The sequence below is a fragment of the Bartonella sp. AP88XZML genome, from assembly GCF_042195565.1.
GTDB lineage: Bacteria > Pseudomonadota > Alphaproteobacteria > Rhizobiales > Rhizobiaceae > Bartonella.
In genome coordinates this window covers 451403-463408 of the sequence record NZ_JBHIOQ010000040.1, presented here as the reverse complement: position 1 = coordinate 463408, position 12006 = coordinate 451403, and the positions used below count along the sequence as shown (strand labels likewise).

General features: G+C 41.4%; 8 protein-coding genes. 1 reads left to right on the top strand and 7 read right to left on the bottom strand.

The annotated features are described in order from the left end of the window. Positions 1-140 precede the first annotated feature (140 nt). The 5 genes from ftsH to ACFIK2_RS06040 form a co-directional block, all read right to left on the bottom strand. Positions 141-2303, bottom strand: coding sequence for an ATP-dependent zinc metalloprotease FtsH (gene ftsH / locus ACFIK2_RS06060; protein WP_375637006.1), 2163 nt, complete (start codon positions 2301-2303; stop codon positions 141-143). A gap of 114 nt (positions 2304-2417) precedes the next feature. Then, positions 2418-3905, bottom strand: a complete 1488-nt coding sequence (tilS, locus tag ACFIK2_RS06055; protein WP_375634430.1) for a tRNA lysidine(34) synthetase TilS — start codon at positions 3903-3905, stop codon at positions 2418-2420. Positions 3906-3923: 18 nt separating this feature from the next. Continuing rightward, positions 3924-5567: a tol-pal system protein gene (locus tag ACFIK2_RS06050; protein ID WP_375676991.1), complete on the bottom strand. Its 1644-nt coding sequence runs from the start codon at positions 5565-5567 to the stop codon at positions 3924-3926. Positions 5568-5619: 52 nt separating this feature from the next. Next, a complete protein-coding gene (gene pal / locus ACFIK2_RS06045) occupies positions 5620-6141 on the bottom strand; it encodes a peptidoglycan-associated lipoprotein Pal (RefSeq protein ID WP_375676990.1) in 522 nt (173 codons plus the stop codon). Between the two features lie 203 nt (positions 6142-6344). After that, positions 6345-7040 carry a DUF1013 domain-containing protein gene (locus ACFIK2_RS06040; RefSeq protein ID WP_375634428.1) on the bottom strand — a complete coding sequence of 232 codons (696 nt, stop codon included), beginning with the start codon at positions 7038-7040 and terminating at the stop codon, positions 6345-6347. Between the two features lie 368 nt (positions 7041-7408). On the opposite strand from ACFIK2_RS06040, the gene ACFIK2_RS06035 reads away from it, so the two are divergent. Then, entirely contained in the window at positions 7409-8155 is a 747-nt protein-coding gene (locus ACFIK2_RS06035) for a YebC/PmpR family DNA-binding transcriptional regulator (RefSeq protein WP_375676989.1), read from the top strand. A gap of 1066 nt (positions 8156-9221) precedes the next feature. Here ACFIK2_RS06035 and tolB read toward each other — a convergent pair. Continuing rightward, positions 9222-10547, bottom strand: a complete 1326-nt coding sequence (gene tolB, locus ACFIK2_RS06030) for a Tol-Pal system beta propeller repeat protein TolB (protein ID WP_375676988.1) — start codon at positions 10545-10547, stop codon at positions 9222-9224. Positions 10548-10585: 38 nt separating this feature from the next. Beyond that, on the bottom strand, positions 10586-11914 hold the full coding sequence (locus ACFIK2_RS06025; RefSeq protein ID WP_375676987.1) for a cell envelope biogenesis protein TolA: 1329 nt from the start codon (positions 11912-11914) through the stop codon (positions 10586-10588). Positions 11915-12006: the final 92 nt, after the last annotated feature.

Genomic DNA, 12006 nt, shown 5'->3' with positions numbered 1-12006 from the left:
ATCATACAACAGCTTTGCTTAATTTTTTGCTTCCATATTTTGCAAATATTACAAGAAAGGCGCAAACAAAACTTGCGCCTTTCTCAAAGAATTTAGAAGTTTTCCTAAAACATCGTCACTCAAGCGATATTAAACAGTTCTTATTTTTCTTTATCATGTCCCGCAGTATTGGACTTCTTTTCAGCATTACTTTTAGAGCGGTTGACTGATTTTGTGGTACCTTTTGTGCTTTGCGCTTTTTTCTCAGTCTCATCCGATTGCACTTCTTTAGACTGAGCCTCCTTAGGCTCAACATTACCGGATTTTGCTGTTTTTTTCCCAACAGCTACCTCTGCTTTACCTGCCTTGCCTTTATCGGTCTCTTCTTTATGAGGCACTGTTTTAGGGGCTGCTTCAGCATCTTTTTCATCTACCACTGTTATCTCTGCTCTGACCGTTCCAGTTTTTGGAACAGAAGACCCCCGGGGCGCAGCACCCTCATCTTTCTGTGTGCGTGAAGGAAGCTTTCCTGCAATAACTTCGTTAATTTCAGCTCCCGTTAAAGTCTCATATTCCAACAAACCTTGTGCCAAAGCAAACCATTCTTTTCTTTTTGTTTTCAAAATGTTTGTCGCATTTTTATAGGCATCATCAATAAGCTTACGCACTTCCATATCAATCATGCGCGCTGTTTCTTCAGAAACATTTTGTGTTCGCGCAACAGAATGACCCAAAAAGACTTCATCTTGGTTATCGCCATAAGCTACATTTCCAAGCAGATCAGAAAATCCCCACCGTGTGATCATCGCGCGTGCTAATTTCGTCGCTTGCTCAATATCAGAAGAAGCACCGGAGGTGATATTTTCCTTTCCAAACTTTAATTCTTCAGCCACACGTCCACCCATCATAATGGCCAGACGAGAAATCATCCAGCGATAACTCATAGAATAGCGATCGCCTTCAGGCAATTGCATCACCATTCCCAATGCTCTTCCCCTTGGAACGATTGTTGCTTTGTGGACAGGATCAGCAACCGGCACATTAAGAGCCACAATAGCATGTCCTGCTTCATGATAAGCAGTGAGTTCTTTTTCCTCTTGTGTCATAGCGGTTGAACGACGTTCAGCCCCCATCATCACCTTATCTTTGGCATCTTCAAATTCTTGCATCGTGACAACTCTTTTATTACGGCTTGCAGCCATAAGAGCAGCTTCATTGACCAGATTCATCAGGTCCGCACCTGAAAATCCTGGTGTTCCCCTTGCCAAAATTTTCAAATCAACGTTAGGCGCTAAAGGCACATTGCGCACATGCACTTTCAAGATTTGTTCACGCCCAGAAACATCAGGGTTTGGCACAACAACTTGCCGATCAAAACGCCCTGGTCTCAATAAAGCAGGATCAAGCACATCGGGACGGTTTGTTGCGGCAATAAGAATAATACTTTCATTGGGCTCAAACCCATCCATTTCGACAAGCAACTGGTTTAAGGTCTGTTCACGTTCATCGTTTCCACCGCCAAGACCAGCCCCCCGATGGCGCCCAACAGCATCGATTTCATCAATAAAGATAATACAAGGTGCATTTTTTTTAGCCTGTTCGAACATATCGCGCACACGGCTTGCCCCAACACCAACAAACATTTCAACAAAATCAGACCCTGAAATGGTAAAGAATGGCACATTGGCTTCACCGGCCACAGAGCGTGCTAGCAAAGTTTTACCGGTTCCTGGAGGACCAACAAGCAAAACACCGCGTGGGATACGCCCCCCTAAGCGTTGAAATTTTTGTGGTTCGCGTAAAAATTCAACAATTTCTTGAAGATCTTGCTTTGCTTCTTCAACGCCAGCAACATCTTTAAAGGTAATACGCCCTTGCGCTTCATTAAGCAATCTTGCTTTCGATTTCCCAAATCCCATTGCACCACGTGACCCATTTTGCATTTGCCGCATAAAAAAGACCCACGCCCCCACGATAATAATAACAGGCAATAAGGAAAAGAGGAGATTGAGGAAAATGCTATTTCCAGAGCTTTCAGGAATAGCTTTAACATTAACGTTTTTGCTTTCCAATTTTTGTATCAAACCTGGATCGCGAGGAGCATAGGTTGAAATAGCTCTATGTTCAATGGTTTTTCCTGTTAATTTTTGACCTTGAATGGTCACAGATTTCAACTCATTATTCTCAACTTTTTGCAAAAATTCAGAATAGGAGACTTCTCCACCACCAGAACGTTGGCTATCTCCATTAAAGAGAGAAAACGACACAATCAAAATCAAGGCAATAACTCCCCAAATAAGGAGAGAGCGGTAATTGGAATTCATATTCAGCCCACTTAATCAAATATAGATTTCAAACAGTTCCCCTTAACATATAACCTTGTCAGCCCCTTGCCAAGGGATGAGAAGCTGTTTATTTTCTTTTAAAGTAATTTTCCTTTATCTTTTCACCTCAATATTAAAAAAAGGTTCCACAACATTCACCAAGGCAGCATCTTCTCGTGAGGAAAGCCAATCGAAAGGTGCCATAATCCGCTTGACGATAACATGTTTATGAACAACTGCTTGAGAAATCAACTCTGGAATATCATACCCTTTATGATTTGAAATCATCAGCAGCGATTGTAAAGAGGGAAAATGAGGCTTTTCAAGCTCAAAATCGCTATTTTTTAATAAAAATTTCAGCTGTTCTAAATTTGCGGCTCCAACCTTTATAGCCTCATATCCATGATTTGTGATATGATAGCGCCTATCCCATATAAAAGTTTTATCTGGCTCAACGATAGCCTCTTTCATATTTCGCCCTTCACGCCACAAAGAAATTCCCTGCTTGTTATATTCAATAACAGAGCCCGCATAAGTAAAACGCTTCTTTTCTGGAGAATCGAGACAGAGTTTTTGAACAAGTATGCTTAATTTCTGATTGGGGAGTAAATAAAATCCCCCTCCCATCAGCACAGCAAAGAGCCCCACCACGAAAGGAAAACTGGAATGTTTCTGTAAAAATAGCGCAGGCTTTGCTATGAAACAACGCCCATGTTGGACAGTAATATCCAGCGCTAAGATCAAATCAGCAATATTTTTTGCTTGTTGACGACGCTGCAATGCGGCTTCATTTATTTTTTGAGCAATATAAGCCAATTTTTGTGGAGAAAGAGATTGACGCACGCGCACACGTTCAAAATTGCGATCTTCATTGGTTGGATCATCAATCCATGTTTGTCCTTGTAAGCGTAAATAATTCCGTAATGTTTGGCGTTTTACACCAAGGAGTGGCCGAATCAAACGCACTTTTCTATGCAACAACGCCTCACGCGGAATACAAGATAAACCACGTTCATAGAGGGGACCATAGTTTTTTTCGGAAATATTTTTTCTTGTTTTTCTGGTATGATCCTCATCACGCATAGCAACAGCTTCACCGCGCAAAATACCAGCAAAACCGCCCGCAGAAACTCCATCACGCATGGCAACAGCTTCACTATATAAAGCACCTCTATTCTTTTGGAGACGTTGATACCGCATTTGATAAGTTTCAACCTGATCATTGAGTGTATGCCCCGTCATAATAAGTGATGCGCCTTGTTTTTGTGCTTCTTTAACCAAGAGATCATAGCGTGCAACACGCGCGCTGGAAGCAATATGCGTCTTTGGCTTTTCGCCTTCCCATCGCACAGTGATATGTTGAATATCATGGACACGACAAATTTTCGCAACAGTTTCTGCCTCACGCATCGATTCTTTACGCAATTGATGATCAACCGTGACAACAATCATTTCTGGAGGAAATGCGAGAGTTTCCAAATGCTCTTTGACCAAAAACATCAAAGCCAAAGAATCACTTCCCCCTGAGACGGCAAGAATCAACTTCTGACATTGAATAAAATCCGATGTTTTAAAGAGATTTCTTGCCAGTCTAACGCACACCAAAAACGACCTCGCTGTTTATTTTGCAGGTTTACAAAAAACAGATGCTAATGTTTGTTGACGTTTTGATTTTTTCACAAAATGAGCACAATCGTCTTTATTTGGCTCAAGAGCGATCATACTTCTTGCTAATTTCAGCAAAATCTCGGAGGTATAGAGCTTCTTTTTATCTGCATACCATGCGGTAAGATAAACTTGTGCTGCTTCATGATAGCGTTTTTGCCCCAACAAAGATTCGGCCAACCAAAATAAAGCGTCATCACTCAAAGAATCTTTTTTGTAACGATTTTGAAAAGCGCAAAAGCTTTTTTCAGCATCAACATAGTTGGCAGAACGAATAAAATCATACCCTTCCTTATACAAAGCTTTAGAAGAAGAAAGATTGTCACTCTGATGTGCTTCAATTGGAGCACCTACTTCATACGCTTTGTTAAAAGGTTGACTGTTTTCATGGTCATGGCTCTCCACCTTAGCTTCCACAGCAGCAACCTTTGTCTGATCACCTGTACTATGGTCCTGCTCCATCTCTTCTTTTACAGTCTGAGATTTTTCATCTACAGCAGACTTTTCAAAAGAACAAGAATAAACAGAAGAGGCTTCTGTATCAAAAAGCTCGTGAAACTGCTTGTTAACATTTTTTAGACTGTTATGCTCAAGCACCATTCGTATCTTATGCAAAAGCTTATCTAAATCATAATCTTTAAATAAAGCCTGTTGATTCTCTAAAATAATCCCTTGGTGCTCCGCAACACTAGTAGCTTTTTCCACCGCGCTAGATGCTGCTTTATCGGCTGCTTCAGGTGCTTTCTTCATAGCATCGACAGCCTTATTAACAGCGTCAGTGGCTTTTTCCGCTGCATCAGATGCTGCTTTATCGGCTGCTTCAGGTGCTTTCTTCATAGCATCGACAGCCTTATTAACAGCGTCAGTGGCTTTTTCCGCTGCATCAGATGCTGCTTTATCGGCTGCATCAGGTACTTTCTTCACGTCATCAGTAGCCTTATTAACAGCGTCAGTGGCTTTTTCCGCTGCATCAGATGCTGCTTTATCGGCTGCTTCAGGTGCTTTCTTCATAGCATCGACAGCCTTATTAACAGCGTCAGTGGCTTTTTTCGCCGCGCTAGATGCTGCTTTATCAGCTGCTTCAGGTGCTTCTTTCACTGCATCGACAGCCTTATTAACAGCGTCAGTGGCTTTTTCCACCGCGCTAGATGCTGCTTTATCAGCTGCTTCAGGTGCTTTCTTCACAGCATCGACAGCCTTATTAACAGCGTCAGTGGCTTTTTCCACCGCGCTAGATGCTGCTTTATCAGCTGCTTCAGGTGCCTCCTTCACAGCATCGACAGCCTTATTAACAGCGTCAGTGGCTTTTTCCGCTGCATCAGATGCTGCTTTATCGGCTGCTTCAGGTGCTTTCTTCATAGCATCGACAGCCTTATTAACAGCGTCAGTGGCTTTTTCCGCTGCATCAGATGCTGCTTTATCGGCTGCTTCAGGTACTTTCTTCACGTCATCAGTTGCCTTATCAACTGCATCAACTTTATCCGTATCATGTGCAGGATATTCGGAAGCCTTTCGTGCCGCACTTTGAACAAGTGAAGTAGAACAAGCTATGAAAACCCCCATATAAAAGAGTGTTTTCCAATTGATTTTACGATACATTCTTTTTTCCCCTTAAGAGCTTATTGAATAGTTGAAACAAACAATCTTCTTTTTAATGACTATTCATGTCACTCAACGTTGTCACAGCACGTCGATTTTGATTCCAACAGGAAATATCATCACATACTGCTACAGGTCTTTCTTTTCCGTAAGAAATTGTTTGAATCCGTTGTGCGGACACACCAAGAGACACCAAATAGTTTCGCACAGCAACAGCACGGCGCTGTCCAAGTGCCAAGTTATATTCACGTGTTCCCCTCTCATCAGCATGACCTTCGATCATAATAGAATAATAAGGATAATGAAGCAACCATTCTGCTTGGCGCATTAAAATACGTTCAGCATCAGCATCAAGTGAAGAAGAATCGAGACTAAAAAACACGCGATCACCCACATTAACCGTAAATTCTTGTCCTGAGCCTGGTGACACCTGATTCAAACCAGCATCATTCATATAAGCGCCATTCATACCGTTAAGTGTACCAACATTTTTTTTGCCACACCCACCCAGGCATAGTGAGAAAAGAAAGAGGATAGCTAAGGAATGAGAGATGGTTTTTTTGGTAGAGCGCATAATCTGTTTCTCCTTGAATTTCGTAAAGAAGGGTCAATTCTTAAAAATATTTTTAAGAATAACCGTTAATTCCTAATGAAGACGAAATTTTTTCTGTTTTTTTCGTCCTTATTTTTACTTTTAAGTCTCTGCCAATTTTTCTTCTCTTCAGCCATTCCTCTAACATTTCCATAAGAAATGTTTCCCTTATGCGTCATGGCTTTTTATGCATCATCTTGATTTTGACTATTTTTTTGCAGCGCGTTCAGCTTTGCAAAAACTTTATCAGCGTCAAAAGTCTTATGCAGATTGTCTTCACTCTCATTTTCCTCTAGAGCAGCGTTTTCCGTCACAGAAGCGGGAAGCAACGACCTATCTTCTTCTGCTGCAACAGGACGATTTTTCGCCGCACGCTGGAGCTCAAAATCTAAATCGATTTGCGAACACAAACCAAGTCCTACAGGATCAAGAGGAACCAAATTTGCACTATTCCAATGGGTTCTAAGGCGGATTTGTTCAATTGTCGCTTTTGTTGTCCCAATCAACCGTGCAATTTGTGCATCTTTCAACTCGGGATGGTTTGTAACCAACCATAGGATACCATTGGGACGATCTTGGCGTCGAGAAAGAGGGATATAGCGCGCCCCTTTACGTTTTTTTTCAGGAATATGCACCCTAGATTGAGAAATTTTCAATCGTGCGTTTTGATCAGCCTCCACCCGTGCAATTTCACTGCGCGTCAATTGCCCAGAACTAATCGGATCTAAACCTTTAATACCATAAGCCGCATCACCATCGGCAATAGCTTTTACTTCCAAGACATGCAATTTACAAAATTCTGCAATCTGATCAAAAGAAAGAGCTGTATTATCAACCAACCAAACAGCTGTTGCTTTGGGCATCAAAAGTTGCGTTGCCATTTTTATAAATCCTCTTCTGCGCCTCTTCTATGAGGCAGGTTACCGCCCACTCAAGAGCACTGGAACTTTTTTATATGTTTAGGTCTCTCCAACCACTCCTAAAACAAAGCGCGGCATGGAATAAACCATTTTGCTATGAGATTACATTCTGTTATAGCGTTATTTTTGCTTAACGACAAGAGATCTCTCTTGTAATGATCCTCAACTAAGGTGTCTTTACCTTTAAGATGAATTTTCTTATAAAGGGTTTATTCGATTATTTCACCTCATGCTGTGGCACATTTATTCTGGTGGGATGCATGCTTTATCGCCTTAAATTCTAAAGAGTATCCAACTGGCAAAAAAGCCCTCAAATAGGAAGGAAAACTATGGCAGGCCATTCACAATTTAAAAATATTATGCACCGTAAAGGGCGTCAAGATGCAATGCGCTCGAAAATATTTTCTAAGCTTGCGCGCGAAATTACCGTAGCAGCAAAACAAGGTGCTCCTGATCCAGCCATGAATCCACGTTTAAGGCTGGCTGTTCAAAATGCCAAAGCACAATCGATGCCGAAAGATAATATTGAACGCGCGATTAAAAAAGCGTCAGGCGCCGATGTAGAAAATTATGATGAAGTACGCTATGAGGGCTATGGACCAGGCGGCGTTGCCGTCATTGTTGAAGCGTTAACTGATAACCGCAACCGCACCGCTTCAAATGTGCGCGCCGCCTTCACAAAATCAGGAGGAGCCTTAGGGGAAACAGGATCGGTCAGTTTCATGTTTAATCGGATTGGTGAAATAATCTATAAGCCAGAAGCAGGAACAGCCGATAACATCATGGATGCAGCAATTGAAGCCGGTGCCGAAGATGTGCAATCAGAAGAAACCGGACATCATATTACCTGCGCATTTGAAGATATTGGTGAAGTTTCCAAAACACTTGAAGCAAAACTTGGTGAAGCAGAATCGATTAAAACGATTTGGAAAGCCACCACCCTTGCACCAATAGATGAAGAAAAAGCTTTGTCCGTTTTACGACTAATTTCAACATTAGAAGAAGATGATGATGTGCAAAATGTTTATGCAAATTTTGATGTCAGTGATAAGATTTTGGCAAAATTGTCTGTATAATTCCCATCATTTGCATAAGCCCTCTCTTCATTCATGAGGGCTTCAAAAGCATCTGTCACCCCTCCTCTTTATCCGCACATATAAAAGCCCCGCATCAATAGCGGGGTAAGCCATTGATGCAACAAAAAACCACAATCAATCGCAGAAAACATAATCCCAAAAAGAAAGCATACAAAACTCTGTAGCCTTACGCCTTTCTTACATGCCCCAAAGATTATCCCTATATTCCTCTCTATTTGATCTTTTTGTTCTTTAAGATTAACCTCCTCTCCCCACCCTCAAGTAATGAAATGATCTAGCCTCTAAACAATTGGGGTTTTCTTGACGTATTCCTATGACGAATCACTCATGAAATTCACTTGAAACTTAAGGCTCAACAAACATGCATTCCCCTAAATATTCGCTACGCACTTAAAAAACACTTAGAATATATCAAGGAGGTTTATACGCCCTATATCCCCACACCTCAAAGGGCAGTGTTTTTACAACATCACAGAATAAAAATAAGCAAATGGAAAGCCAGAGCTGATTTTTTAGCAAAGTATTGTACAAAAAGCCGGTACATCTCTCTAATCCGTTGCAGATAAATTTTTGACTTTATGGCATTAACTTTATGGCATCGTATATTTCTAAAATAACGTCATTTATCTTAAAAATCTGTCCTTTTGCTCTTACCGATCAATCAATATTCAGACCTAAAACAACCGCGTACTTGAATAAAACACATCAGAGAGCAACAGCCCCCCCTGACAAGAGTCCGGACTCTTCACAAACAAAATCGAAGAGGAAGTTTAAAAAAATATAGCGACACTTTGAATAAAAAGTTGAACTCTAGAGACCTCAGAATTTTCGACTCTATTTTTCAAGGTCTTGTTTTGAATTTTTTTAAGCATTTTCCCCCAAGGAAATTCCATTATCGATCAACAACCATAGATGATAGATGAAATCTACATAACTCCCCATGCCCATTATAATCAATTCCTTCTTTTAAATAATTTAAAAACTATTGAGATTGTGTAAACTTGAGACTGTATTCCTTCTATATTCTGTTTTTAAGCATTTTGTTTTACTGTACATTGAGCAAAGGCGACCATGCTGGATCTGAAGCATCATTGGGGGTAGGGAGTTGTCGTTCATTGCGTCCCGTAATATCAATCGTATAAATTTTTGGTCCCATACCGGGATTTTTGCGAAAGAACATCAGTACACGACCATTGGGGGCCCACGTTGGTCCTTCATTGTGAAACCCTGTGGTTAAAATTCGTTCTCCTTGTCCATCAGGGCGCATAACACCGATAGAAAATTGTCCGCTTAATTGTTTTGTAAAGGCGATATAGTCACCCCGTGGAGACCAAATAGGTGTTGAATAACTCCCATCGTTTGAAGAAATACGTTGAATATCACTCCCATCCGCATTCATTTTATAGATTTGCGGCTTTCCACTACGATCTGAAGAAAAGACAATTTGTTTTCCATCCGGTGAATAAGAAGCAGAAGTATCAATAGCAGAAGTTGTTGTAAGTCGCGTCATCGTACGGGTTCGTAAATCCATAGTGTAAAGATTGGCACTCCCATCATTTTGTAACAAACTCATGATAACTTTTTGTCCATCAGGAGAAAAACGTGGAGCAATTGTCATGTTATTAAACGTTCCGATCAACTCTCTTTGCCCCATTTCAATTTGTTGGAGATAAACATGAGGTACTTGATTGTCCTCATAAGCCATATAGGTCATTTCTTGTCTTTTTGGGGAAAAACGCGGTGTAAGCACCAATTCACTTCCATCAGACATATAAATCAAATTTGCGCCATCTTGATCCATCATTGCTAAGCGTTTAATGCGTTCATTTTGGGGGCCTGTTTCATCGATAAAAACAATTCGTGTATCAAAATAACCACTTTCTCCTGTCATTTCACTATAGATCTCATCTGCGATCATATGTGCCACACGCCGCCAACGTTCTGTCGCGGTATAAAAACGCCGTCCTTTCAATTGTCTTTGTCCAAACACATCCCATAAACGAAAATCGACCCTCAAACGTCCATCGATTTCTCTCATGACTTGCCCAGTAACTAAACCTTGCGCTTTTATTTTCTGCCAAGAAGTAAAATGCGGTTGTTTATTAGGATTAGAAATGTTTTCAAAAAAATTTGCTTTATCAAGCGGTAAAAAAAGCCCCGACCGTTCAAGATCGGCTGTCACCACAGCAGATATTTTTAACCCAATCGAATCATTGGAAATAAAGTCTGTAATTGCAATGGGAATGGGATTAAAATCAGCGCTCGAAATAGTTCCTTTCAATTGCGCATAACCCGATGAAATATTTGAAAGCCACAACCCACAAGTGACAATAAACCAAGCAAAAACTTTATGTCTCGTTATAGTCATCATGGAATGTGTCCTTTCGTTAAGCGCTTTTTTCTCGTTTATCATCTTATTTCTTGGAGGGGATCAACATTAAAGTCAAAACCTTGCCCCCATAGATCATATTGATCACGTGGGAGATCTGCATAAGGTTGGCATGAAAAGACAGCAGCATACACCTGCCTTATCATAATAGCTTGTTGACTCTCAAGGCCGCTTACGGGATCAATGATAGGGTCGCCCACAACCATCCCTTCACGGTCTAAGTAAAATCGCAACCGCACGACCGGACGATTTTTTAAATCGCCGCCAAGCGCCACAAGTTTAAGCTTCTGTTGAATACATCCCCCCGCAATATTGACCAATGTTTGTGCCATTTTTGTGGTATCATTAATATTTTTTCTTGCACCCAAAGCTTCTGGTATATGAGAACGTTTTGCTCCCCCTCCTTGTGACCGCGCACGATTGAGCAAATTATTTTCCTCCAGAGCTAAAATATCTTCAATGGTCTGTTTCTCTTGGTTTTTCTTGTTAAGCTTTGGCGTCTTTTGATTCAGTGCAGCCTCATTCTTCTTTGGAAATTCTCCGTCAAACTTTGGTTTAAACTGTGGAAGAAGAGATTTTTCTGGAAGTACAATTTTGGGCGCTTGATGAACAATCTGCTCTGCTGGTACTTTTGGGACCGTTGGAGCCAATTCTTTTGGCGATATCATTTCTTCATTTTTGTGCGCAGGCTTGAGCGCAACCTTAGAGGCATCCTCCGGTGCCTCTAAAGGCATCTCAGGCGCAACCTTGGGTGCATCCTCCGGTGCCTCCAAAGGCATCTCAGGTGCAACCTTGGGTGCATCCTCCGGTGCCTCCAAAGGCATCTCAGGCACAACCTTGGGCGCATCCTCCGGTGCCTCCAAAGGCATCTCAGGCGCAACCTTAGGCGCATCCTCCGGCGCTCTCAAAGGCGTCTCAGGCACAACCTTGGGTGCATCCTCTGTTTTTGCTTCTAATAATTCTGGTTTTGTAAGTTCGGGTGCAAATGTTTCTGATGTGTTCTCGCTTGATGGTGGCGATGCTGTTTCAACGGGACGCAGCTTTTCCTTTGGTTGAAACGGTGCCAGACTATCTATTTGTCCCTCTCCAATATGGCGTGCATCTTCTTTCTCTTGTGGTTGCATAGTTGGTTTTATGGCAGGGATTGCACGGATAGGAGCCTTCACGGCTCCTTGTTGAGAAGAAAACTCGCCCACTAAAGGAGCAAGAGTGATGGGAATTGCTTCCAATGGTTGTGGTAAAGAGACAGAGCTTGTAAACTGAATAGCTCCCCAACTGAGAAAAATGACATGGACCACAAGGGATAAAGCCAAGCCTCGTTTCATACTATGATAAGAGTCTTTGTTCATTCTTTATGCCTTACTTATGCCTTACATTTTTTCATTTTTAATCACTCTATGCTCTTTTAAAAACATCTTAAAAACAACCGGTTATGCACAAT